General features: G+C 68.6%; 15 protein-coding genes. 8 read left to right on the forward strand and 7 right to left on the reverse strand.

Going from position 1 to position 23,903, the window contains the following annotated elements; translation table 11 throughout:
- Nucleotides 1-955: 955 nt before the first annotated feature.
- The 4 genes from WAT24_RS15985 to WAT24_RS16000 all read right to left on the reverse strand — a co-directional run bounded on the left by WAT24_RS15985 (nucleotide 956) and on the right by WAT24_RS16000 (nucleotide 5,570).
- The gene (locus tag WAT24_RS15985) at nucleotides 956-1,828 is read right to left on the reverse strand and encodes an RHS repeat domain-containing protein (RefSeq protein ID WP_336808897.1); all 873 of its coding nucleotides are present in this window, start codon (nucleotides 1,826-1,828) and stop codon (nucleotides 956-958) included.
- A 34-nt stretch (nucleotides 1,829-1,862) separates the two neighbouring features.
- Entirely contained in the window at nucleotides 1,863-2,600 is a 738-nt protein-coding gene (locus tag WAT24_RS15990) for a TSCPD domain-containing protein (protein ID WP_336808898.1), read from the reverse strand.
- A 231-nt stretch (nucleotides 2,601-2,831) separates the two neighbouring features.
- Nucleotides 2,832-3,374 carry a hypothetical protein gene (locus WAT24_RS15995; RefSeq protein WP_336808899.1) on the reverse strand — a complete coding sequence of 181 codons (543 nt, stop codon included), beginning with the start codon at nucleotides 3,372-3,374 and terminating at the stop codon, nucleotides 2,832-2,834.
- Nucleotides 3,375-3,419: 45 nt separating this feature from the next.
- The gene (locus tag WAT24_RS16000; RefSeq protein WP_336808900.1) at nucleotides 3,420-5,570 is read right to left on the reverse strand and encodes an adenosylcobalamin-dependent ribonucleoside-diphosphate reductase; all 2,151 of its coding nucleotides are present in this window, start codon (nucleotides 5,568-5,570) and stop codon (nucleotides 3,420-3,422) included.
- A 369-nt stretch (nucleotides 5,571-5,939) separates the two neighbouring features.
- On the opposite strand from WAT24_RS16000, the gene WAT24_RS16005 reads away from it, so the two are divergent.
- The 8 genes from WAT24_RS16005 to WAT24_RS16040 all read left to right on the forward strand — a co-directional run bounded on the left by WAT24_RS16005 (nucleotide 5,940) and on the right by WAT24_RS16040 (nucleotide 19,442).
- On the forward strand, nucleotides 5,940-7,316 hold the full coding sequence (locus WAT24_RS16005) for a Do family serine endopeptidase (RefSeq protein ID WP_336808901.1): 1,377 nt from the start codon (nucleotides 5,940-5,942) through the stop codon (nucleotides 7,314-7,316).
- 265 nt (nucleotides 7,317-7,581) lie between these two features.
- Nucleotides 7,582-8,880, forward strand: coding sequence for a LysM peptidoglycan-binding domain-containing protein (locus WAT24_RS16010; RefSeq protein WP_336808902.1), 1,299 nt, complete (start codon nucleotides 7,582-7,584; stop codon nucleotides 8,878-8,880).
- A gap of 7 nt (nucleotides 8,881-8,887) precedes the next feature.
- A complete protein-coding gene (locus WAT24_RS16015) occupies nucleotides 8,888-9,592 on the forward strand; it encodes an HAD family hydrolase (RefSeq protein ID WP_336808903.1) in 705 nt (234 codons plus the stop codon).
- A 170-nt stretch (nucleotides 9,593-9,762) separates the two neighbouring features.
- Nucleotides 9,763-11,154, forward strand: coding sequence for a leucyl aminopeptidase family protein (locus WAT24_RS16020; protein WP_336808904.1), 1,392 nt, complete (start codon nucleotides 9,763-9,765; stop codon nucleotides 11,152-11,154).
- Between the two features lie 81 nt (nucleotides 11,155-11,235).
- A complete protein-coding gene (locus tag WAT24_RS16025) occupies nucleotides 11,236-12,558 on the forward strand; it encodes an aspartyl/asparaginyl beta-hydroxylase domain-containing protein (protein WP_336808905.1) in 1,323 nt (440 codons plus the stop codon).
- Nucleotides 12,559-12,746: 188 nt separating this feature from the next.
- Nucleotides 12,747-15,638: a TonB-dependent receptor domain-containing protein gene (locus WAT24_RS16030; RefSeq protein WP_336808906.1), complete on the forward strand. Its 2,892-nt coding sequence runs from the start codon at nucleotides 12,747-12,749 to the stop codon at nucleotides 15,636-15,638.
- A gap of 96 nt (nucleotides 15,639-15,734) precedes the next feature.
- Entirely contained in the window at nucleotides 15,735-17,585 is a 1,851-nt protein-coding gene (locus WAT24_RS16035) for a tetratricopeptide repeat-containing sulfotransferase family protein (RefSeq protein WP_336808907.1), read from the forward strand.
- Between the two features lie 99 nt (nucleotides 17,586-17,684).
- Nucleotides 17,685-19,442 carry a M1 family metallopeptidase gene (locus WAT24_RS16040; RefSeq protein WP_336808908.1) on the forward strand — a complete coding sequence of 586 codons (1,758 nt, stop codon included), beginning with the start codon at nucleotides 17,685-17,687 and terminating at the stop codon, nucleotides 19,440-19,442.
- 485 nt (nucleotides 19,443-19,927) lie between these two features.
- On the opposite strand, the gene WAT24_RS16045 is transcribed toward WAT24_RS16040, so the two are convergent.
- The 3 genes from WAT24_RS16045 to lipB are packed head-to-tail and all read right to left on the reverse strand — an operon-like array spanning nucleotide 19,928 to nucleotide 23,868.
- Nucleotides 19,928-22,168, reverse strand: coding sequence for a carboxy terminal-processing peptidase (locus WAT24_RS16045; RefSeq protein ID WP_336808909.1), 2,241 nt, complete (start codon nucleotides 22,166-22,168; stop codon nucleotides 19,928-19,930).
- A gap of 7 nt (nucleotides 22,169-22,175) precedes the next feature.
- Nucleotides 22,176-23,180 carry a lipoyl synthase gene (lipA, locus tag WAT24_RS16050; protein WP_336808910.1) on the reverse strand — a complete coding sequence of 335 codons (1,005 nt, stop codon included), beginning with the start codon at nucleotides 23,178-23,180 and terminating at the stop codon, nucleotides 22,176-22,178.
- Between the two features lie 10 nt (nucleotides 23,181-23,190).
- Nucleotides 23,191-23,868 carry a lipoyl(octanoyl) transferase LipB gene (gene lipB / locus WAT24_RS16055; protein ID WP_336808911.1) on the reverse strand — a complete coding sequence of 226 codons (678 nt, stop codon included), beginning with the start codon at nucleotides 23,866-23,868 and terminating at the stop codon, nucleotides 23,191-23,193.
- Nucleotides 23,869-23,903 lie beyond the last annotated feature (35 nt).

Raw genomic sequence — 23,903 nt, forward strand, 5'->3', positions numbered from 1 at the left:
CTGGCTGTCGGTGAAGCGAGACTTCTTCATGGAACCTCCTCGGGAAAGACTACGAGAAAATTCCACTTCTGGGGTCAGCTAATCGGCGGGGGGATTACCACGGCCACGCCACCCGCTGAGCGCCCGCAGGTGCACGAACAGCTCGTCGCCGCCACCGTTGGGTGCGATGTAGCCGAAGCGCCGGCCGTGATACCAGCGTGTGATTCGTCCCTGATGGCGCATGCTGCTCTCCCTGGCGCTTTCCGGACAAGGGCCCCCGGCCCCTTCGGATGTGGGCGCAGCATTTCATATCGGCGGCGCGCCCGTCGAGTATGGCAGGAGGCCCTGGGCCGGAGTCGCCGTGAGTGACCGTTGGGGTCGCACCTCATGGATCGGAGTCAGCGCGCGTCCCGGATCCAGCGGCGAGACGAATTAATCACCCCCGTCCCCTTTAGCTGAATTACCCCGTCCCCTTTAGCTGCCGAATGGTGACTGGCGCGATCTTGGCGCCGCATAAAACACAGCGGCTGGTGGTCAGCGAAAAGACGGGAACTTACTCTTCGGCATACCCGGGGAAGAGCAAGTGCGCGCCTATTGACCCCGGCGGCGAAATGGTGACCCGGTTAGTTGCCCGCCCCCTTTAGTGCCCGGCACAATCAATCATTTTTTATTTTTGAACTTAGAAAAATCGCCGAGCACTTGAAGTCCAGTTCGAAATTGGACATCTCGCATGAAACCTCAATAGTTTCAGATGTTTTCGCCTCTATCGATATAAGTTCAATGCGCTCAGCAAGGCTAAGAGATGTGCTTAATAGCGACGCCTGAGATACGCTCTCAAATGTCAAATAGGCGGAACATGAACTTCCAGAGTCGGTCCACTTCAAGTCGAAGGTCAACGAAAGGTCTTTGACCTCGAGAGACATCGAACAAAGTTCGACACCCCAGTAAGCATCTAAATCGCCAAGATTCGATATTTTTATTTTGTCCATTTTTCTACAATCCTCGCCAAAGTTTGGAGCGAGTTCTTGTCGATCGCAATGTGCGTAACTTTCGGGTCGCTTGCAAGGTTGCCTGCGGCATCAACGCTTCCCTTGCCCTCAATGCTCACTCGCATATAGTTGGTCCTTCCGCCGCCTTTCTCCATCACGCGAACAGTGATCTTTCCTTCAGCAAGCTTGAAGATGCGCCCCGCACCATTTTTTGCAATTTTGCCAGCGATAGTAAATGCCTCAGCCACCTGCCGTTGTAGACGTATTGCAGGAGCGAAGCGGAGAAATCCTGCGAACCGGGTCAATCCGACAAGCGCATCCTCGGCTGGCACGAAAAGGCCAGCAGCATCGGCGTACGGCTTTTCAATTTGCGCGATATGGTCGGGCACCGTCGCGGGATTACAACCAGGCGTCGCCGCGCAATCGCGATACACAGCCAAATATCTTGCTGACTGGTCAAGCGCCTGTCTGCCATCAGGGTCGGTAAATCTAGAGGGGTTATCCAGCGCGTAAACGTACCGGTTAAAATTACTTATTGGCTTCTCATAAGCCGCCACTGGATCCACACTCAAAAACCGCCCCACCTCCGGATCGTAATACCTGGCCTGCATGTAAACGAACCCACTGGCCGCATCGTTCACATGCCCGGTATACCCCGGCCCATCCTTCGGCGCTCCTAGCGCCTGCGCCCCATACGGCCGGTAATCAAACGTCGCCGTGATGTTCCCATTGGCATCCGCCTCCGCCAGAGGCGTGCCCTGCGGGTCGGTATAGACGTACGTAACCGTGCCTGCCTCTGCCACCCCGAACAGGACGACAGCGGCAAGCAGGAGGAAGACTCGTAGCAGGTGCTTTTTCATCTCGACACTCCCTTGTCTGCGGTGATTTAGCCGATCACCCGCACTTCGAATACCCACAATTCAAACAAGTCTGACACCCATCCATCAGCACCAGCGCCTGCGTATTGCACTTCGCGCACAGCGTCGCCCCCGGCGGGAACCCGGAGGCATTCATCTCCCCCTTCCCCGCCTTGGCCTCTTCGCTCTTCCCACCGACCGACTGCTCGTAAGCCGCCCGCTTCTCCGCAATCAGCTTCTTCTGCGCCTCATCCATCTCCGGATCATGGATCAGCCCGATGTTCTTCATATGCTGCTCGATCACCGCGCCGATCTCGGCCACGATGCTCGGCATGTAGACGCCGCCGGCCTTGAAGTAGCCGCCGCGCGGGTCGAACACGGCCTTCATCTCCTCGACCAGGAAGGTCACGTCGCCGCCCTTGCGGAACACGGCGGAGATGATGCGGGTGAGCGCGACGATCCACTGGAAGTGGTCCATGTTCTTCGAGTTGATGAAGATCTCGAAGGGGCGGCGCTGTTCGTGCGGCGTGCCCTGGTTGAGCACGATGTCGTTGATGGTGACGTACAGCGCGTGCTCGAACAGCGGCGACTTGATCTTGAAGGTGGAGCCGACCAGCGCCTCGGGGCGCTCGACGCTCTCGTGCATCTGGATGATCTCGGCCTGGCGCGGCTCGGCCGCCTTCTTCTCGGGCGCGGCGGCGGCGGCCGGGGCAGCCTTGTCTTCGGGCTTGACGACCTGGTAGCCCTTGATCTTCTTCTCGATCTTGATCGTCATGTGGTGTTCTCTTCGGCTGGTGCGTCGTGGCGACGCCGGGTGACGGGATTCGCTGTCACGCGAAAGGGGGAATCCATCTGGGCCGGGAGCGGAAATGGATTCCCGCTTTCGCGGGAGGGGCGCGCGGCGGTGGCGGTTCGGCTTCGCGGTCCCTGGCGGGAGGGCGGTGCGCGCGGCGCGGCCTTTCGGGAAGCTCCGGCCCGGTGCGACCCGGGCCGGAGCCGGTACGGCTTACTTGCGGCGGGCAGCCTTCTTCGGCGCCGCCTTCTTGCTGGCAGTGGACCTCTTGACCGCCGCCCGGGCGACGGTCTTCTTGCCGGCGGACTTCTTCATCGCCGCCTTCTTGGGAGCGGCCTTCTTCATGGCCGTCTTCTTGCTGCTGGCCTTGGCGGGCGCCTTCCTGGCGGCCTTGGCCGGAGCCTTCCTGGCGGCGGCCTTCTTCGGAGCCGCCTTCTTGGCAGCGGCCTTCTTCGGGGCGGCCTTCTTGGCAGTCGCCTTCTTCGGCGCAGCCTTCTTGGCGGCGGCCTTCTTCGGAGCCGCCTTGGCCGCGGCCTTCTTCGGTGCCGTCTTCTTGGCCGCGGCCTTCTTCGGAGCGGCCTTCTTGGCCGCGGCCTTCTTCGGGGCGGCCTTCTTGGCGGACGCCTTCTTCGGAGCGGCCTTCTTGGCCGGCGCCGGGGTCTGCGGAGCGGGCGCGCCCATCGGCGCAGCGGCCGGCGTGTCGCCCGTGGACGGCATGGAACTGTTCTGCGCTTCGTTTTCGGTATCGATGGACATTGGTCTTCCCCTCCGACTCTTGGTTATGTGTGGGACCCGCAGTGGCTAGAACTTGCCGTAATAGCCTTCCTTCAAGGCATCGAACAGGTTGGCGGCGGTGTGCATTTCGCCGTCGTATTCCACTTCTTCGTTGCCTTTCAGTTCGATAACGCTACCGTCTTCCAATTCGAAGCGGTAGAGGGTGTTCTCCAGGTCGGCTTCCTTGACCAGCACGCCCTGGAAGGCGGCGGGGTTGAAGCGGAAGGTGGTGCACCCTTTGAGGCCCTGCTTGTAGGCGTAGAAGTAGATGTCCTTGAAGTCTTCGTAGGGGTAGTCGGTGGGCACGTTGGCGGTCTTGGAAATGGACGAGTCGATCCACTTCTGCGAGGCGGCCTGGATGTCCACGTGCTCCTTGGGAGAGATGTCGTCGGCGGCGACGAAGTAGTCCGGCAGCTTGTTGGCCGGGTCGTCGGAGAACGGCAGCGCGTCGGCGTTGATGAGGGCGCGGTAGGCCAGCAGCTCGTAGCTGTAGACCTCGACCTTTTCCTTGGTCTTCTTGCCCTCGCGGATCACGTTGCGCGAGTAGTGGTGGGCGAAGCTGGGCTCGATGCCGTTGCTGGCGTTGTTGGCCAACGACAGCGAGATCGTGCCGGTGGGCGCGATCGAGCTGTGGTGGGTGAAGCGCGCGCCGGTCTGCGCCAGCTGCTCGACCAGCTCGGGGGCGACGGTGGCGATGCGCTGCATGTAGCGGCTGTACCTGGCGTGCAGCACGCGGCCGGGGATGGTGTCGCCCACCTTCCAGCCGTCCTTCGCCATCTCCGGGCGCTTGCGCAGCATCTCGGCGGTGACGGTGTAGTCCTTCGCCAGGATCGGGGCCGGGCCCTTCTCCCTGGCCAGGTCCAGCGCCACTTCCCAGCCGGCCACGGCCATCTCGCGCGAGACCTCCTCGGTGAAGGCGACCGCGGCGGCCGAGCCGTAGCGCATCTTGAGCATGGTCAGGGTCGAGCCCAGGCCCAGGAAGCCCATGCCGTGGCGGCGCTTGGAGAGGATCTCGTTGCGCTGCTGCTCCAGCGGCAGGCCGTTGATCTCCACCACGTTGTCGAGCATGCGGGTGAACACCTTGACCACCTCGCGGTACTCGTCCCAGTCGAAGCGGGCCTTGGGCCCGAACGGGTCGCGCACGAAGGTGGTGAGGTTGATCGAGCCCAGCAGGCACGAGCCGTACGGCGGCAGCGGCTGCTCGCCGCAGGGGTTGGTGGCGCGGATGTTCTCGCACCACCAGTTGTTGTTCATCTCGTTGACGCGGTCGATCAGGATGAAGCCGGGCTCGGCGTAGTCGTACGTCGAGACCATGATCATGTCCCACAGGTGCCGCGCGCGGATGTGGCCGTAGATCTTGCAGGCGACCAGGCCGTCCTCGCGGGCGATGTAGTTCTCGTGGGTGGGCCACTCGCGCCAGACCACCTTGCTCGGGTCGTCCAGGTCGAGCTCGCCGCGCTCCTTGACGTGCACCGGGAACACCAGCGGCCAGTCCTGGTCGTTCTCCACCGCCTGCATGAAGCCATCGGTGATCAGCAGCGAGAGGTTGAACTGGCGCAGCCGGCCGTCCTCGCGCTTGGCGCGGATGAATTCCTTGGCATCGGGGTGGGAGATGTCGAAGGTGCCCATCTGCGCGCCGCGGCGGCCGCCGGCGGAGGACACGGTGAAACACATCTTGTCGTAGATGTCCATGAAGGACAGCGGGCCGGAGGTGTAGGCGCCGGCGCCGGACACGTAGGCGCCGCGCGGGCGCAGCGTGGAGAACTCGTAGCCGATGCCGCAGCCGGCCTTGAGGGTCAGGCCCGCCTCGTGGACCTTCTCCAGGATGTCGTCCATCGAGTCGCGGATGGTGCCCGAGACGGTGCAGTTGATCGTGGAGGTCGCCGGCTTGTGCTCCAGCGCGCCGGCGTTGGAGGTGATGCGGCCGGCCGGGATCGCGCCGCGGCGCAGCGCCCACAGGAAGCGCTCGTACCAGTGCGCGCGCAGCTCCGGCGTCGCCTCCACCTCGGCGAGGGCGCGCGCCACGCGCTGCCAGGTCTCGTCGATGGTGCCGTCCACCGGCTCGCCCGCCTTGGTGCGCAGGCGGTACTTCTTGTCCCAGATGTCGTAGGACGCCGGCTGCAGCGGAATGGCTGCGACGTCACGGTTGGCTGCGAGTGGTGCACGCGCGGTGCTCATCGGCTTTTTGACCTCCGGCCTTGCGACCCGTCTTGAGTTGTTCCATCGGCGCGATGCCATGGCCAGCCGTCCCGAGCGGACGGCGTGGCGGCAATGTGCGCTGCTGATCTTCCCGGCCTTTCGGCGCCCTCCCCCGAGGTAGTCGCATCGACACAGCACTTGGGTGGGTGACCGAACGACTCACACAAGATGTTGTGGTGCGACCGGGCATGAACGGTATCGCCGCCCCGCGTAGGCGTCAACTGAAAATTGATCCGTCCAACACCCGCGCGGCTCGTCGGCATTCGCGCAGGCCGGCGTCGTCACCGGGGAACCCGGCCGGCCGGTTTACAGTCGCAGGCCCGGTGCATTCTGAAGAAGGAGATCCGCATGACCGCCCGTCGCCTTTCCCTCGCCGGCACGTTCGCCCTCGCCGGCGCGCTGCTGCTCGGCTGGCCCGCGCCCGGCCGGGCCGCGCTGCCCGCGAGCGTGGCCGGCCAACCGCTGCCCTCGCTGGCGCCGATGCTGGAGAAGGTGACGCCGGCGGTGGTGAACATCTCCACCAAGACGCGCGTGGCGGTGCGCGACCCGTTCTTCGACGACCCGATGTTCCGCCAGTTCTTCGGCCTGCCCTCCTCGCCGCGCGAGCGGGTGGAGCAGAGCCTGGGCTCGGGGGTGATCGTGGACGCGGCCAAGGGCTACGTGCTGACCAACAACCACGTGGTCGGCGGCGCCGACGACATCACCGTCACGCTGCAGGACGGGCGCAGCTTCAAGGGCAAGCTGATCGGTACCGACCCGGACACCGACGTCGCGGTGGTGCAGATCCCGGCGCAGAACCTCAAGGCGCTGCCGGTGGCCGATTCCTCCAGGCTGCGCGTGGGCGATTTCGTGGTGGCGGTGGGCGATCCGTTCGGGCTGGGCCAGACGGTGACCTCGGGCATCGTCTCGGCACTGGGCCGCTCGGGCCTGGGCGGCAGCGGCTACCAGAACTTCATCCAGACCGATGCCTCGATCAACCCGGGCAACTCCGGCGGCGCGCTGGTCAACCTGCGCGGCGAGCTGGTCGGCATCAACACCATGATCTTCACGCCCTCCGGCGGCAACGTGGGCATCGGCTTCGCCATCCCGAGCAACCTCACCTCGCAGGTGATGGGCCAGCTGATCGCGCACGGCAAAGTGGTGCGCGGCACCTTCGGCGTGCAGACCCAGGACATCACCCCGCGCATCGCCAAGCTACTGGGCCTGAAGGACGACCAGGGCGTGGTGGTCACCCGCGTCGCGCCGGACTCCGCCGCGGCCAAGGCCGGCCTCGCCCCCGGCGACGTGCTGCAGGCGGTCGACGGCAAGCCGCTGCACGACAGCGACGAGCTGCACAACACCGAAGGCCTGCTGCCAGTGGGCAGCAAGGTGACCCTGCGCGTGGCGCGCGCCGGCAGCACGCGCCAGGTCGACCTGACCCTGACCCCGGAGAAGCTCGCCACGCTCGACGGCGACACGCTGGACGCGCGACTGGCCGGCGTGCGCTTCAGCGAGCTCTCGATGGCGCAGCGCGGCCAGGGCCTGGCCGGCGTCGCGGTGACCGCGGTGCGGCCCGGCAGCCGCGCCGACCGCATGGGCCTGTCCGAGGGCGACATCGTGCTCGGCGTGAACAACCGCCGCATCACCAGCCTGCGCGAGCTGCGCGGCCTGGCCGGCGTGCAGCCACGCCAGCTGGTGCTGGTGGTGCAGGACGAGGACGGCGTGCACTACGTGCCGATGGACTGAGCCGCCATCGCCTCCTGCAGGAGCGGGCTCGCTCGCGATGCTCATGTGCGTGTCGGCCGGCGCGGCGCCAAGGCGAAAGACATCGCGAGCAGAACTCGCTCCTACCCTGCGATACGGCGGGCGCCCTCTGCTTCCTTAACGCCCGCCTGCGACCGAGCTTGATGTTTTGCAGGCGGACCGATGAAATACCGGACTCCCGTCACTGCGCGCATGCTGTCCTCACGGCACGCTCACGCACATCATCCGTCCCAGGTCGCCTGCCGTCATGCCCGTCCGCTTCACCCGCCTGTTCGTCGTCGCCCTGCTCGGCGCCTGCCTCACCACGGTCGCCTTCGCGGCCGGTCCCACCCTGGTCCTGCGCGGCGACGTGGCCACCACGCGCGGCCCGATGCAGGACGTGGCGGCGGCCTGGGCGAAGAGCGGGCACGGCAAGGTGGACGTGCAGCCGTTCAATACCGCCTCGGGCCTCGACGCGGTGCGCAACGGCAGCGCCGACATCGCCGGCAGCGCGCGCGACGGCAACGGCAGCGCGCAGGAGGCAGGGCTGGTCTTCACGCCGGTGGCGTGGGACGCGCTGGTGATGATCACCCACCCGAGCAACCCGGTCGGCAGCCTCACCCTCAAGCAGCTGCACGACATCTACTACGGCAAGATCACCAACTGGGACGAGGTCGGCGGCCGCAACGAGCCGATCAACGCCTACGCGGTGGCCAGCCCCGGCGACGGCGTCGAGTTCAGCCTGCGCAAGCTGCTGTTCGGTCGCGGCAACCAGCCGGTGGCCGCGCCGCGCCTGTACGTCAACACCGCCAAGCTGGAAGAGGCGGTGACGCTCGATCCGAAGTCGCTGGGCGTGACCACGCTCTCGCGCGTGGCGGGCAACCGCAAGGTCAAGATGATCCGCATCGACGGCGTGGCGCCGAGCGCGGGCACCGTCGCCAGCGGCAGCTACAAGCTGTACACCCCGCTCTACCTGGTGACCAACCCGAACAGCGCGCACGCGGCCGAGGCGCAGGCCTTCGTCGAGTTCGCCAAGGGCGACAAGGCCGCCGCGGTGCTGCGCCGGGACGCCGTGCTGCCCTACGACGCCGGCAGCGCGCTGGCGGCGATGGACGCCTCGCGGCGCAGCCAGATCCTCGCCGCGGTGGGTGCGCACGCGGTGCCGCAGCCGCCGGCCGCCGCGCCCATCGCCGCGCCGGGCGCCACCTACGCCTCGCGGGCGGCGATCGCGCCGACCTCCGAGCGCACGCTGGAAGCGCGGCGCGCGCTGGAGGAGCGCCGGGCCCGCACCGCCAGCCTGAAGGGCGTGCGTGGCGAGGCGACCACCGTCGATGCGCCGGCCGCGCGCGGCCCGGCCTTCGCCAAGGTCGCCGCCAGCGTCACCGTCAAGACCACCGCCGCCAAGGCGCCCGCCCCGCATGCGCGCACCTACAAGGTGGCCAAGGGCGACACGCTGTTCTCGATCGCCCGCAAGCACGGGGTGGCCGTGGACGACCTGCGCGCCTGGAACCACCTCGAGGGCAACCAGGTGAAGCCAGGCCAGGTGCTGCGCCTCGGCGAGCGTTGAGCGGGGCGTGCGGATCCTCGCGCTGACGCTGGACCTGGACGACACCCTGTGGCCGGTGCTGCCCGCCCTGGAATGCGCCGACCGCGAGCTTGACGCCTACCTGCGCGCGCACCACCCGGAAGTAGCCGCGCGCTGGCCGATCCCGGCGATGCGCCAGCTGCGCGCGGAAGTCGCGGCCGAACGGCTGGACCTGGCGCACGACTTCACCACCCAGCGCCACCTCACCATGCAGCGCGCCTTCGCCGCCTGCGGCCTGGCCGAGGCGCCGATCGAGGCGCTGTGGGAGGTCTACTACACCGCCCGCAACCGGGTGGAACTCTACGCCGACGCGCTGCCCGCGCTCCAGCGCATCACCGCGCGCTGGCCGGTCGCCAGCCTGACCAACGGCAACGCCGACCTGCAGCGCATCGGCATCCACACGCACTTCCACTGCCACGTCTGCGCGCGCGACACCGGCGTGGGCAAGCCGGATGCGCGCATCTTCCACGCGGCGGTGCAGCGGCTCGGCGCCACGCCCGCACAGATCCTGCACGTGGGCGACGACCCGCTGCTGGACGTGTGCGGCGCGCGCGACGCCGGGCTGCGCACCGCGTGGATCAACCGCGCGCGGGCACCGTGGCCCGACGCCCTGGGCGCGCCGCCCGACCTCGACCTGCCGGACCTGGGCGCGCTGGCCGACTGGCTGGAGCGGAGCGAAGGCGACGCGGCCTAGCGTCGCACCGCCAAGGAGCGGCCATGCGCTTCCGGACGCGGCTCGCGCTCCCGGGTTCGCGTATCCGGGCGCCAGGGCCTTTGCTTGCTGGAACCCGAACCGCCGGTTTGGCATCCCTGCCGATCAGGCGCATCATGTCCGACTCGCCGAACGCAACGAGGCACGAAGCCATGCCGGAGAGTTCCACGTCCGCCCTGATCGAACGCAAGGGTGCCGCCCGCGGTGTCGCCATCCAGACCGTCGACGGCACCCGCTACAAGGATGTCCTGCGCGGACTGGAACCCGCCCAGCGGCGCTGGCTGGAGCAGACCGGCTTCGAGCCCGGGCCGGGCCGCTTCGCGCTGCTGCCCGATGGCGGCGGCAAGCTCGCCCGCGTGCTGGTGGCGGTGGACCCGGCCGAGCCGCTGGCGGCCCTGGCCGGCCTGCCGTACGCGCTGCCGGCCGGCACCTACCACCTGGCCGACGGCGGCGCGCTGGCCGATACGCGCCAGGCCGCCCTGGGCTGGGCGCTGGGCGCCTACCGCTTCGACCGCTACCGCAAGAGCGGCCGCGCCGCGGCCACGCTGGCGGTGCCCGCCGCCGACCTCGCCGCGCTGGCACCGCTGGCCGACGCCACGGCGCGCGTGCGCGACCTGGTCAACACGCCGACCGAGGACATGGGCCCCGAGCAACTGGCCGCCGCGGTGAAGGAACTGGGCAAGGCGCACAAGGCCAGGCTCCGCGAATGGGTGGGCGACGACCTGCTCGCGGCCAACTTCCCGACCATCCACGCGGTCGGCCGCGCCAGCCACCGCGCGCCGCGGCTGGTGGAACTGAGCTGGGGCAAGGCCGGCCACCCGAAGCTGGTGATCGTCGGCAAGGGCGTGTGCTTCGACACCGGCGGGCTGGACATCAAGCCATCCGACGGCATGCGCAACATGAAGAAGGACATGGGCGGCGCCGCGCATGCCATCGCCCTGGCCGGGCTGGTGATGCAGGCGCAGCTGCCGGTGCGCCTGACCCTGCTGGTGCCCGCGGTGGAGAACGCCATCGCCGGCAACGCGATGCGCCCGGGCGAGGTGATCACCACCCGCGCCGGCCACACCGTGGAGGTCGACAACACCGACGCCGAGGGGCGCCTGATCCTGTGCGACGCGATCGCCTACGGCGCCGAACAGCAGCCCGACCTGCTGCTGGACTTCGCTACCCTGACCGGCGCCGCGCGCGTGGCGCTGGGCCCCGACCTGCCGGGCCTGTTCGCCAACGACGACGCGGCCGCCGAGGCCCTGCTCGAGGCCGGCCGTCGCGTGAGCGATCCGCTGTGGCGGCTGCCGCTGTGGCGGCCCTACCGCAAGCTGCTGGAGTCGTCGGTCGCGGATTTCGCCAACGCCGGCGCCTCGCGCCACGCTGGCGCGATCACCGCCGCGCTGTACCTGGAGCGCTTCGTGCCGGACGGCCTGCCCTGGCTGCACCTGGACACCTACGCCTGGAACGACGCCGACCGCCCCGGGCGGCCACGCGGCGGCGAGGCGCAGGGGCTGCGTGCGTGCTTCGCGTTCCTGCAGCAGCGCTACGGACGCTGACCGGCGGCCCCGGCCGCCGGCGCACGGCAGGTTGCGCCATCGCCTGATCGCGTCCGTGCCGATGTCCGGTACGCTCCGCGCATGAACGGACCGATGGACCACCCGCCCGACGCGGCCGCCTGGCGCGCGCAGGCGCTGGCGGCGTTGCGGCGCGGCGACCTGGTGCTTGCCGAGCAGGCATTCTCGCGCCTGCTCGAGGCCCGGCCAGACGACGTCGAGGCGCTGCAGTTCCTCGCCTCCCGCGAACTCGGCCGCGGCAACGCGACGCGCGCGGTCGAGTGGCTGCGCCTCGCGCAGCGTGCCCGGCCCAGGGATGCCGCGATCCTGCACCAGCTGGGCGCGGCGCAGGTGCAGGCCGGGGACCTGCGCGGTGCCGAGGCGAGCTTGCGCGAAGGCCTGGCGCTGGCACCCGGCATGTTCGTGGCGCGCCTGCGCCTGGGCGTGCTGTTGGAGCAGCAGGGTCGCCGGCACGACGCCATGATGGCCTACCTGGCGGCGACCCATGCCGCGCAGGCGCAGGGGCGCTGGCTCAGCGACGAAACCACCGCGCCGGGCCTGCGTGACGCGGTGAAACACGCCATGCAGTACATCGCTGCCGGCCGGCGCGAACTGTTCGATGCGGTCATCGAGCCGCTGCGGCAGCGCTACGGACGGGCGGAACTGGTCCGCGTCGACCAGTGCCTGGCGATCTATCTGCAGGAGCAGCCCGCCCCTCTGCCCGATCCGCGGCAGCGACCCCACTTCCTGTATTTCCCGGGCGTCCCCAGCCGGACCTTCTACCCGCGCGAGCGCTTTCCCGAGCAGGCACGGCTGGAGGCTGCGGTCGAGGTGATCCGCCAGGAGTTGCTCACCATGCTGGCGGATGCGGGCGACCCGCTCGTGCCGTTCCTTGGCGCCCCCGCGGCCGAGGCGGTGGCGGCGCGACTGCTGGCCTCGACCGGTCGCGGCGAGGCGGCGTGGGATGCGTTCTTCTTCTGCCGGCACGGCGTGCGCTACGACGACAACTGCGCGCGTTGCCCGCGCACCACCGCGCTGCTGGACGCCATGCCGCTGGTGCGCGTGCGTGACCATGCACCCGAAACGCTGTACTCGGTGCTGCGCCCGGGCACGCACATCCTGCCGCACCGCGGTGTCACCAACACGCGCCTGGTCACGCATCTCCCGCTCATCGTGCCGCCGGACTGCGCGCTGCGGGTGGGCGGCGAAATCCACGTGTGGGAGGAAGGCCGTTGCGTCACCTTCGACGACACCTTCGAGCACGAGGCGTGGAACCACAGCGACCGCACCCGCGTGGTGCTGATCATGGACAGCTGGAACCCCGACCTCACCGAAGTGGAACGGCTGGCCGTGACCGACCTGGTCGCCGCCATCGGCGACTTCAACCGGTCCGTGCCGGGCCTCTAGCCGCCGGCAGCGCTGGCGCCCCGTGGAACCCATACAGGACAGGTTCCCGCCCGCGATCGGGCCTTTTCGATCGCGCACCCATGACTGAGGGCATGGGCACTTGCTTGTTAAACAGTCGTTGCTGTCATACTCGCTGCGCTCCAAAAGAGCGGGGGAAGCAGGGGATCTACTTCACCGGGGAGTACCACATGAAATACGACTTGAACCACTTGTCTGTGGCAGTGCGTCTGGCGTTGAGTGCGGGTGTTTTTTCGTTGTCAGGGATGGCTCAGGCGCAGGTGTCGACGCCGGACACTCCGCAGTCGACCGAACAGAGCGCGCAGGACCAGAACACGCCGCCCTCCAAGAAGGAGGCGAAGACCTTGCAGTCGGTGGTGGTCACCGGCTCGCTGATCCGCCGTGTGGACACCGAAACGGCCAGCCCGGTGGTGACGCTGGACCGCGCGACCATCAGCAACTCGGGCAAGCCCGTGCTGGGCGACGTGCTGCAGCAGATGCCGAGCATCTCCGGCAACGCCACCAACCCGCAGAACAACAGCAACGGCGGCGGCGTGGCCAGCCCGCTGCTGGAAGCCGGCGACGGCGCCTCGCGCGTCTCGCTGCGCGGCCTGGGCAACAACCGCACGCTGGTGCTGGTCAACGGCCAGCGCATGGCCAACCCGGACATCAACCTGATCCCGCCGGAAATGATCGAGCGGGTCGACGTGCTGGCCGAAGGCGCCTCCACGGTGTACGGCTCCGACGCCATCGGCGGCGTGGTCAACTTCATCCTGCGCAAGGACTTCAAGGGCGTCCAGTTCAGCCTGAACGACGGCATCTCCAGCCACGGCGACGCCAAGCGCCACGGCTTCAACCTGACTGGCGGCATGACCGGCGAGCGCTACAGCATTGCCGCGGGCCTGGACTACAACAAGTACGACGAGACGCTCGCCTCCCGGCGCAAGTTCTCCCGGCAGCAGCTGTACCTGTCGAGCGGTTCGGTGGTGGCGGCCGGCTCCAGCTCGATCCCGACCGGCCGCATCCAGGTGCCCGCGTCGATTGCCGCCCAGTACGGCTGCGCGGTCGACCCGGCCACCGGCACCGCCCAGGTCACGCTGGCCTCGGGCGACGGCTCGAGCCTGGCGGACTACCGTTGCCGGCTGGCTTCGGACACCTACAACTACGCTGCCCTCAACTACATCCAGACCGCGCAGAAGCGCACCAACGGCTTCGTGCTGGCCAACTTCAACGTGACCGACGACGTCACCGCGTTCGTCGACGCGTTCTACAACCACACGGTGTCCAGCGGCCAGGACGCGCCCTCGCCGGTCGGCACCGGCGACGGCCTGATCATCTATGCCGACAATCCGATCAATCCGTTCGGCATCACCTTCAGCCAGAACCCGGTACCCGGCGACCCGAACAGCGGCTACAACTTCCAGACCCGCCTCACCGGCGCCGGCACCCGTGTGCACAGCTACACCACCGATACCGGCCAGATCAACGCGGGCCTGCGCGGCAACTTCGGCCAGACCAGCAGCTGGACCTGGGACGCGTCGGTCAACTACAGCCACACCAAGCGCGACCAGCGCGACACCAACGAGATCGACATCCCCGCGTTGCAGGCCGCCGTCGACGCCGGCGCGAACATCTTCGACCAGGCGAGCGCCGGCGATGTGCTGAGCGCCGGCGTGAAGACGCCGATCTACGTGTTCACGCAGTCGACCAAGCAGGCCCAGGTCGACGCCAGCGGCGAACTGTGGGACCTGCCCGCCGGCGCGGTGCAGCTGTCGGTGGGCGCCCTGTACCGCAAGCAGTTCATGAACTACACCGTGAGCGACTTCGCGGTGCTCGACCCGGTGACCACCACCTGCCAGATCCTGCAGGAAGCCTGCGGCTCGCCCGGACGCGGCAGTTTCAACGTCAAGGAGGTGTTCGCCGAAACGCTGATCCCGCTCGTGTCCGAGCTGCCGTGGGCCAAGTCGCTGTACCTCGACCTCGGCGTGCGTAGCTCCGACTACAGCACCACCGGCACCACCACCAACGGCAAGATCGCCATCGAGTGGCGTCCGACGGACGACCTGCTGGTGCGTGGCACGGTCTCCCAGGTGTTCCGCGCGCCCAACTTGAACGAGCTGTACGACGGCCGCACGCTGGTCCAGCCGGTGCTGAACGATCCCTGCGTCGGGCTCTCCGCCGCCGAGCTCGCGCAGCACCAGGCCGCCTGCCAGTTCGTCCCGGTGAACTGGGCCGGCAACTCGCCGGCGCAGGTCAACACGTTCTACTCCGGCGCCGCCACGGTGGGGGCCTCGCTGAAGCCGGAAAAGGGCAAGTCGATCGACGTCGGACTGGTCTACGATCCGGACTGGCTGCCGGGCGTGTCCACCAGCCTGGATTTCTGGCACATCTACCTGTCCGACACGCTGACCGCGATCCAGGCCGACACGGTCGTCAATTCCTGCTTCAACAACAACGCCAGCCCGTACTGCTCGTTCATCACGCGCCAGGACAACACCAGCCGGCAGCCGGGCCAGGTGTTCCTGATCAACACGCCGGTGGTCAACCTGGGCACCCTGAGCACCAGCGGCATCGACTACACGCTGCGCTACAAGATCCCGCATTTCGACCTGGGCGGGATGAACCCGGGCGACTTCCGGGTCGGGCTCAACACCAGCTACACCTCGACCTACAAGGTCAATGCCACGCCGGGGGAGCCGGGTGCGCAGACGGTGAACTATGCGGGCACCTACACGCCGCAGTTCGGCAACATCTCGCGCTGGCGCGGCACGCTCACGCTCAACTGGGACAAGGGCAACTGGAACGCCCAGTGGCAGTCGCGCTACATCAACCACCTGACCGCCCTCAATGCCGACTACGCCATCGGCGGCGTCAACATCCCGGTGGCCTCGGTGCTCTACCACTCCATCCAGCTCGGCTATGCGGTGCCCTCGATCCACACCCGCTTCGACGTGGGCGTGGACAACATCATGGACAAGCAGCCGCCGCGGCTGTACCAGAACGGTTCCAACTACAACGTGGACACCGCCACCTACGACGTGCTCGGCCGCTACTACTGGGCCCGTGCGACGGTGAAGTTCTGAGGCGGCGGCCTTCGCAAGCGTGAGGGCCGGAGGGGCCGCGGGTCATGCCGCGGCCCCTCTTGCATAATGCGGTCGGCCGGACCGCGACGAGGACGCATGCGCCATCCTTCCACCGACCTCGCCGATGCCATGGCCGGCGCCTACAACGCCGGCGACATGGAGCGCGTCATCGCGCTCGCCGCCCGTGCCGGCGACGGGGCCGACGAAGGCGTCCTGCTTCTACTCGGGCTGGCGCAGCAGGCGAGCGGCCGCTACGACCGGGCCGCGACGACCTTCCACCGGCTGGTACAACGACGGCCGGAGGTTTCCGCCTACTGGAACAACCTGGGCGTCGCCTGTCGGCTGAGCGGCGACCTCGCCGCGGCCGAACAAGCCTTGTCCCGGGCGAGCGCCCTGGCGCCGGACGACGCCGAGGTGCTCTACAACCTGGGCCTGCTCCACATCCAGCAGCGGCGTTGGCCATTGGCACGGGAGGCCCTGCTCGATGCGGTGGAACGCGCGCCCGGCTTCATCGACGCGCGCCTGCAGGCGGCGTACGCCTGCTACGTCTGCGGCGACAACACCGCGCAGGAAGCGATGCTGGCCGGCGCGCCCGACTGGCCGGGCCAACCGGCCGAGCAGGCCCTGATCCTGTCCGCGATGCTCTCGGCCCAGGGCGACCTGGCCGGGGCGCTGCGCACGCTGGAGCGGGCGCGGTTGCCCGGCGGGCCCGCGGACGAACCCTTGCGATGGCGCATCGCCGCCCAGCGGGTCCTGCTGCACGAGCGCAACAATCAGCTGGAGCAGGCGCAACGGGCGCTCGAACGACTGCCGCTGGCCGCACTCGAGGCGTTGCCGGCGGATGCCCGCCAGGCGCGCGCGGACGTCTGGCGCGCGCATGCCGCGCTGGCGATGCGCTCAGGCGCCTGCGCCGAGGCGGCGACGCTGTACCGGCGCGCGCTGGCGCTTGCCACTGACGACGAGACCCGCGCCAGCATCGGGTTCGCCCTGGCCTCGGCCTGCGATCGGCAGGGGCGGCACGCCGACGCCTGGCACGCCGTGCAGGACGCCCATGCCGCCCAGCTGGAGATCGCCCGCCACGTGCTGCCGGAACTGCTGGCACCCGACAGCCAGCCACTGCAGGCGGCCGAGCTCGACCACGCCGCCTACGCCCGCTGGAAGCCGCTGTCCGCACCGGACGACCGCCGGAGCCCGGTCTTCGTGGTCGGCTTCCCGCGCTCGGGCACCACCCTGCTCGAGCAGATGCTCGATGCCCATCCGGACTTCCGGTCCATGGACGAGCGCGCCTTCATCCACGAACTGACCGAACGCATGGCGCAGGTCGGCCAGCGCTATCCCGACGACCTGGCGGACCTGACGCAGTCCGAGGCCGACCAGCTGCGCGCGGCCTACTTCCGCATGGTCGGGCGCGTGTTGCCGGACCTCGGTCGACACCGGCTGGTCGACAAGAATCCGCTCAACATGCTGTGCCTGCCGATGATCATGCGGCTGTTCCCGCAGGCGCGCATCATCCTGTGCCTGCGCCATCCGTGCGACGTGCTGCTCAGCTGCACCATGCAGCCGTTCCGCTCGCCGGCTTTCATGGTGCTGTGCTCGTCGCTGCAGCGCCTCGCGCGCGGTTACGTGCAGGCCTTCGAGCAGTGGTACCGGCAGGTGGAGGTGTTCGGGCCGCGGGTGCTCGAGTGGCGCTACGAATCGGTGGTCGGCGACCTGGACGATCACCTCGCGCGGCTGGGCGCGTTCCTCGACCTCGCCGATGCCTCGCCGATGGCGCGCTTCGCCGAGCACGCGCGGGGCAAGCGCTTCATCAGCACGCCCAGCTATGCCCAGGTTACCCAGGGCATCCATGCCGGGGCGATCAACCGCTGGCATGGCTACCGCGACCAGTTCGAACCGGTGCTGCCTCTGCTGCGGCCGCTGATCGACCGCCTCGGCTACACCGTCTGAGCTGCGCGTGTCGCGCCGCGGCCCCGGCGTGACTTCTGGCCTAGTCACAGCGGCCGCGCACGCGGCATGCTGCCCGTCTGCACCCCCAAGGAGCCTCCCATGCATCCACGCCTGTCCCTGCTGGCGCTCGGTGTCACGCTCGGCCTTGCCGCCGGCGCCGGCGCGGCCGCATCCGAACCCGCCACCGTCGAGCAGCCCAAGCTCACTGCGCAGACGGAAGCCTCCGGCGGCACCATGCCGGCCGAGCAGGCGCGCCTGCACTTCGACCATGCGGAGCTGCACTTCACCATCGACCCGGCCAAACGCCACCTGGATGGTGAAGCCACGCTGCGCTTCACCGCGCGCGAACCGACCGACGTGCTGCTGCTGGATCTGGACCGCAACCTGCCGATCGCCAGCGTCGCCGTGGACGGCAAGCCGCTGGCCCGCGGCGCCTGGGGCAACCCGGACGGCCGCCTGCGCATCCGGCTGCCCGCGCCGCTGGCCAGGGGCGGCAGCGTGAGCACCACCATCGTCTACGGCGGCCAGCCGCACGTGGCCAAGCGCGCGCCGTGGGACGGCGGCTTCGTGTGGAGCCGCACCGAAGATGGCCAGCCGTGGATCGCCAGCGCGGTGGAAGGCGAGGGCTGCGACCTGTTCTGGCCGTGCATCGACCAGCCGACCGGCGAACCGGACCTGGTCGACACCTGGGTGACCGTGCCCAAGGCGCTGGCCGCGCCCGGCAACGGCGTGCTGGTGGGCATCGAGGACCACGGCGCCACCCGCACCTGGCATTGGCGCATCAAGCAGCCGGACACCTACGCCATCTCGATCAACGTGGGCCCGTTCGAGGAGCTCAAGGGCGAGTACAAGAGCCGCTACGGCAACACCATCCCGATGGAGCTTTGGTACCTGCGCGGCCACGAGGAGGGCGCCAGGCGGCTGTTCGGCGAGTTCCCGCGCATGCTCGACTTCTTCGAGCAGGAGATCGGCCCCTACCCGTTCGGCGACGAGAAGATGGGCGTGGTCGAGACGCCGCACCTGGGCATGGAGCACCAGACCCTCAACGCCTACGGCAACGGCTACCCGCGCAGCGAGTACGACTTCGACTGGCTGCTGCAGCACGAATTCGCGCACGAGTGGTTCGGCAACCAGGTCACCAACGTCAACTGGGACGACATGTGGCTGCACGAGGGCTTCGGCACCTACATGCAGCCGCTCTTCAGCCAGTACCTGTACGGCGACATGCCGTACTTCTCGTGGCTGCACACCGAGCGGATGACGCTCTCGAACAAGTTCCCGATCGTCTCCGGCCAGTCCAGGACCGAGGAGCAGGTCTACGACGGCAGGACCGGGCCCGGGCTGGACATCTACTACAAGGGCTCGCTGGTGCTGCACACGCTGCGCAACCTGATCGGCGACGACGCCTTCTTCGAGAGCGTGCGCCGGCTGGTGTACGGGCGGCCCGACCCGCGGCCGGGCAACTTCAAGCCGCGCTATGCCACCACCCGCGACTACATCGACATCGTCGACCAGGTCACCGGCAAGGACCTCAAGTGGTTCTTCGACGTCTACCTGTACGACGCTGCCCTGCCCAAGCTGGAGACCCGCCGCGACGGGAACACGCTGGAGCTGCGCTGGGTGACCGGGCACGGCCAGCCGTTCCCGATGCCGCTGGAGGTGCAGGTAGGCCACACCGTCCACACCGTGCCGATGACCGGCGGTGTCGGGCACATCGAGGTGCCGGCCGGCAGCCTGCTGATCGTCGACCCGCACTCCAAGGTGCTGCGCGACATGCCGTACGTGGCGACGTACCAGGCGTGGAGGAAGGCGCAGGCCGAGGCGCAGAAGAACAAGGCGGAGGGCAAGAAGGACTGACCGTCACGCTCGTGGGGCGCTGTGCACTGCGCTCAGGGCGAACGGCCTTCTCCCGGCGCCCCATCCCCATCCACCGAAGCGGTGGATCGCGGCGCCACCGAACCCTCCCCCGCCTGCCGGGGAGAGGGCAAGCTCGAGCCTTCGGGCTCGCCGTCAGCGCGACCGCTCGCGCGGCGGCATCGGCCGGTCCCCCGCCTCACCCATCCGCCGCCACATCCGCCGTTCGTGCTGAGCGTAGGCGCAGCCGGAGCCGAAACGCCAACTCGTTCCACGTCGGGGAGGGTGCCGGCAGGCGGGTGAGGGGCGGGGGCCGAGCTCGACGCCGGTACGATGCCGCCCTACTCCCGTCGGCAGCGGGGCGACGTCGGCCCTTGGGTTCGCCCTCGGCTCGGTCGCCTGCCGTTCCTGCGGCGAGGCCCGTTCGCACGAGGACGCGGCTGCCGCAGGCCCAGGAAAAAGCCCGGCGAAGGCCGGGCTCCCGGGGATCAGCGCGGCTGCGTGGCCGGCTTCTCGGCTGGCGTGACCGCCGCGGTGGTCGAGAACTTGCCGCCGTAGGGGAGCACTTCGGCGGCCAGCTTCGGGTTCGCCTTGATCAGGCCGATCGCGTCGAACAGGATGTGCGCGGTTTCCTGCAGCTCCGGGTCGCGGGCGCTCTTGGCTTCCTTCTCCTGCTTGAGCTCGGCCTTGAGGCTGCGTTCGTTGGCGTTGAGGCCGTCGTCCAGGGTCGGCTCGTCCGCGGCCAGCCCGCCATCGGTGCCGTCGATGGCCTTGTGGCGCGCGCGGAACGCGGCCTGGATCGCGTCCTGGCGCTTGCGCTCGGCCTGGCGCGCCGCGAGGTTGAGCGACACCGTGGTCTGGGCGCGCATCTTCTTGTACTGCGCCAGTTCGTCCAGCATCAGCTGCCAGGCGGGCGACTTGGCGATGCGTGCGTCGTGCATGGCCTTGAGCTGCGGCAGGTAGGCGGCGAGGTCGGCCACCTTGCCGTACGGCGCCGGCTGGATCTGCGTCCACGGCAGCGCGTTGTCGTAGGTGGACTCGCCGAAATCCTTCTCGTCGCCGTTCTTCGGGAACAGGATGTCCGGGGTGACGCCCTTGAGCTGGGTCGAACCGCCGTTGATGCGGAAGAACTCGGCGATCGTCATCTTGAGCTCGCCGTATTGCGGCTTCTCGCTGTCGCCTTGGGCGAAGCGGTCCAGGTCCACCAGGTTCTGCACGGTGCCCTTGCCGAAGGTGGGCTCGCCCACGATCAGGCCGCGGCCGTAGTCCTGGATCGCGGCGGAGAAGATCTCCGACGCCGAGGCCGAACCGCGGTTGACCAGCACCGCCAGCGGGCCGCTCCAGGCCATGCCCGGCTCGTCGTCGCCCTGCACCTCCACTTGCCCGCGCGCGTCGCGCACCTGCACCACCGGGCCCTGGTCGATGAACAGGCCGGTCAGCTCGTTGGCCTCCGCCAGCGAGCCGCCGCCGTTGTTGCGCAGGTCCATCACCACGCCCTGCACGCCGGCAGCCTTGAGCTCGCCGAGCAGCTTGGCGACGTCGCGGGTTGCGCTCTTGAAGTTCTTGTCGCCCTCGCGGCGGGCGCCGAAATCGGAGTAGAAGGTCGGCAGGTCGATGATGCCGATCTTGCGGGTGACGTCGCCATCCTTGACCTCGATGATCTTCTTCTTGGCCGCCTGCTCCTCGATGCTGACCTTCTTGCGCACCAGCGTGACCAGCTCGTGCTTGCCGTCCAGACCGGCATCGGCGGGCAGGATCTCCAGCCGCACGGTGGTGTCCTTCTTGCCGCGGATCTTGTCGACCACGTCGTCCAGGCGCCAGCCGATCACGTCGGTCATCGGCCCCTGCGTGCCCTGCCCGATCGCCACGATGCGGTCGCCCACGTGCACCTTGCCGGACTTGTCGGCCGGGCCACCGGGCACCACCTCGCGGATCTGCGTGTACTCGTCGCGCGCCTGCAGCACGGCGCCGATGCCCTCCAGCGAGAGCTTCATGGCGATGTCGAAGTTCTGCGCCGCGCGCGGGCCGAGGTAGTCGGTGTGCGGATCGGTGGTCTCCGCGTAGGCGTTCATGAAGGTCTGGAACGCATCCTCGCCGTCGAGCTGACGCACCCGCTCGATGTAGCCCGAGTAGCGCTTGTCCAGCGTCTTGCGGATCTCCTCGTCGCTCTTGCCCGCCAGCTTGAGGCGCAGCCAGTCGTTCTTGGTGCGCTTGCGCCACAGGTCGTCGAGCGCGGCCTGGTCGGCTGGCCACGCCGCATTCTTGCGGTCGAAGTCGTAGCTCTCGTCCTTGCTGAAGTCGAAGCCCTTCTTGAGCAGCTCGCGCGCGTAGTTCATGCGGTCGATCGCGCGCTGCACGTAGAGATTGAAGATCGAGAACGGGCCGGACAGGTCCTTGTTCCAGATGGCGTCGTCGAACTTGGTCTTGAGCGGCTCGAAGCGCGCCATGTCCGCCTGCGTGAAGAACACCTTCTCGCCGTCGAGCATGTCGAAGTAGGCCTTGTAGATCTTGGCCGACATGACGTCGTCGAGCGGCTTGGCGTCGTAGTGGAAGCGGGTCAGGAAGCGCGCGGACAGCTGCGCGGCGTCGGCCTGGTTGGGCGTGGCCTCCAGCGGCAGCGTGGAGCTCTTGCGGCCCTCGTCCTCGTGCGCGGCAGGCGCTTGCGCTTGCGCGTGGGCAACGGGCAGGACGAGGGCCAGCAGCAGGGCGAGCGAGGGACGCAGTGTCATGGGTGTCTCAGGCCGATTCGGTGACGCCGGCTGCATGGGCCTGCAGGTCGGCATGGTAGGAGGAACGCACCAGCGGGCCGGAGGCGACATGGGAGAAGCCCATCGCCTCGCCGGCCGCGCGCAGCGCGTCGAATTCGTCGGGGGTCCAGTAGCGCACGACCGGGTGATGGTGCGGCGTGGGCTGCAGGTACTGGCCGATGGTGATCATGTCCACGTCATGGGCGCGTAGATCGCGCAGGGTCTCGATCACCTGCTCGAAGGTCTCGCCCAGGCCGAGCATGATGCCCGACTTGGTCGGCACCTCCGGGTGTTGCGCCTTGAAGCGCTTCAGGAGATCCAGCGACCACTGGTAATCGGCGCCCGGGCGCACCTCGCGGTACAGGTGCGGGACGGTTTCGAGATTGTGGTTGAAGACGTCCGGCGGGAAGTCCTTGAGTACTTCCAGCGCGCGCTCCATGCGGCCCTTGCCGCGGAAGTCGGGGGTGAGGATCTCGATCCGGATGTTCGGGCTGGCGTGGCGCACGGCGCGGATGCAGCTAGCGAAGTGCTCGGCGCCGCCGTCGCGCAGGTCGTCGCGGTCGACCGAGGTGATCACCACGTACTTCAGGCGCATGTCGGCGATGGTCTGCGCCAGGCGCGCCGGCTCGAGCGGATCGGGCGGCTTGGGACGGCCGTGGGCGACGTCGCAGAACGAGCAGCGCCGCGTGCACACCTCGCCCAGGATCATGAACGTGGCGGTGCCCTTGGAGAAGCACTCGTGGATGTTCGGGCAGGAGGCCTCCTCGCAGACCGTCACCAGCGCGTTCTCGCGCAGGCGCGCCTTGAGCTGCTGCACGGCGTTGCCCTGCGGCAGCCGCACGCGGATCCACGAGGGCTTGCGCAGGGTCGGCACGCTGGTGTCGAAGGCCGCACGGTTGCGCGCGATCTTGTCGTTGCCGATCTGCTTCTCGACGGCGGGCGCGCCAGCGTCGACGACGCTGATCGGGATCACCCTGGAGGGAATTTCGCTCATCTGCGACTGCCTAGACCGCGGCGCGCGCGGGGAGTTCGGGGAGGACGGGAGCGGCCGGCACCGCTTGGAAGCCGAACTGGCGGCAGAGCTCGTCCACCAGCACGTCCTCGACCTGGGCCAACTGCGACGGGCCGCCCAAGTCTAGCACCTGCGTGACCGCCAAACCCTTGTAGCCACAGGGGTTGATCCGGCCGAACGGTTCCAGGTCCATGGCCACGTTGAAGGCCAGGCCGTGGAAGCTGCAGCCCCTACGCACGCGCAGGCCCAGCGCGGCCACCTTGGCGCCACCCACGTAGACGCCCGGGGCGCCTTCCACCCGCTCGGCGGCGATGGCCCAGTGCGCCAGCGTATCGATCAGCGCCTGCTCGATGCGGTGCACCAGCTCGCGCACACCCACCCCGGCGCGGCGCAGGTCGATCAGCGGGTAGCCGACGATCTGGCCGGGGCCGTGGTAGGTCACCTGGCCGCCGCGATCGACCGGGACCAGCGGGATGTCGCCCGGCGCCAGCACGTGCTCCATCTTGCCGGCCTGGCCCAGGGTGAACACCGGGTCGTGCTCGAGCAGCCACAGCTCGTCCGGGGTATCCGGGCCGCGCGCGTCGGTGAAGGCACTCATCGCCTTCCAGGTGCGCTCGTAGGGCTGGCGGCCGAGGCGGCGGACGAGCAGGGGGCGGGAATCGGGGGACATGGCGGCGCTACCGGGGGAATGGGGAGCAGATGAGG

Source organism: Fulvimonas yonginensis (genome assembly GCF_037137055.1).
Lineage (GTDB): Bacteria > Pseudomonadota > Gammaproteobacteria > Xanthomonadales > Rhodanobacteraceae > Frateuria_A > Frateuria_A yonginensis.

What these genes read in the sequence shown, in the direction of transcription:
- WAT24_RS16020 (WP_336808904.1), top strand. Translation starts at nt 9,763, where the DNA reads ATGCCGGAGAGTTCCACGTCCGCCCTGATCGAACGCAAGGGTGCCGCC.
- WAT24_RS16045 (WP_336808909.1), bottom strand. Translation starts at nt 22,168, where the DNA reads ATGACACTGCGTCCCTCGCTCGCCCTGCTGCTGGCCCTCGTCCTGCCC.
- lipA (WP_336808910.1), bottom strand. Translation starts at nt 23,180, where the DNA reads ATGAGCGAAATTCCCTCCAGGGTGATCCCGATCAGCGTCGTCGACGCT.
- WAT24_RS15990 (WP_336808898.1), bottom strand. Translation starts at nt 2,600, where the DNA reads ATGACGATCAAGATCGAGAAGAAGATCAAGGGCTACCAGGTCGTCAAG.
- WAT24_RS16030 (WP_336808906.1), top strand. Translation starts at nt 12,747, where the DNA reads ATGAAATACGACTTGAACCACTTGTCTGTGGCAGTGCGTCTGGCGTTG.
- WAT24_RS16005 (WP_336808901.1), top strand. Translation starts at nt 5,940, where the DNA reads ATGACCGCCCGTCGCCTTTCCCTCGCCGGCACGTTCGCCCTCGCCGGC.
- WAT24_RS16000 (WP_336808900.1), bottom strand. Translation starts at nt 5,570, where the DNA reads ATGAGCACCGCGCGTGCACCACTCGCAGCCAACCGTGACGTCGCAGCC.
- WAT24_RS15985 (WP_336808897.1), bottom strand. Translation starts at nt 1,828, where the DNA reads ATGAAAAAGCACCTGCTACGAGTCTTCCTCCTGCTTGCCGCTGTCGTC.
- WAT24_RS16025 (WP_336808905.1), top strand. Translation starts at nt 11,236, where the DNA reads ATGAACGGACCGATGGACCACCCGCCCGACGCGGCCGCCTGGCGCGCG.
- lipB (WP_336808911.1), bottom strand. Translation starts at nt 23,868, where the DNA reads ATGTCCCCCGATTCCCGCCCCCTGCTCGTCCGCCGCCTCGGCCGCCAG.
- WAT24_RS16035 (WP_336808907.1), top strand. Translation starts at nt 15,735, where the DNA reads ATGCGCCATCCTTCCACCGACCTCGCCGATGCCATGGCCGGCGCCTAC.
- WAT24_RS15995 (WP_336808899.1), bottom strand. Translation starts at nt 3,374, where the DNA reads ATGTCCATCGATACCGAAAACGAAGCGCAGAACAGTTCCATGCCGTCC.
- WAT24_RS16040 (WP_336808908.1), top strand. Translation starts at nt 17,685, where the DNA reads ATGCATCCACGCCTGTCCCTGCTGGCGCTCGGTGTCACGCTCGGCCTT.
- WAT24_RS16010 (WP_336808902.1), top strand. Translation starts at nt 7,582, where the DNA reads ATGCCCGTCCGCTTCACCCGCCTGTTCGTCGTCGCCCTGCTCGGCGCC.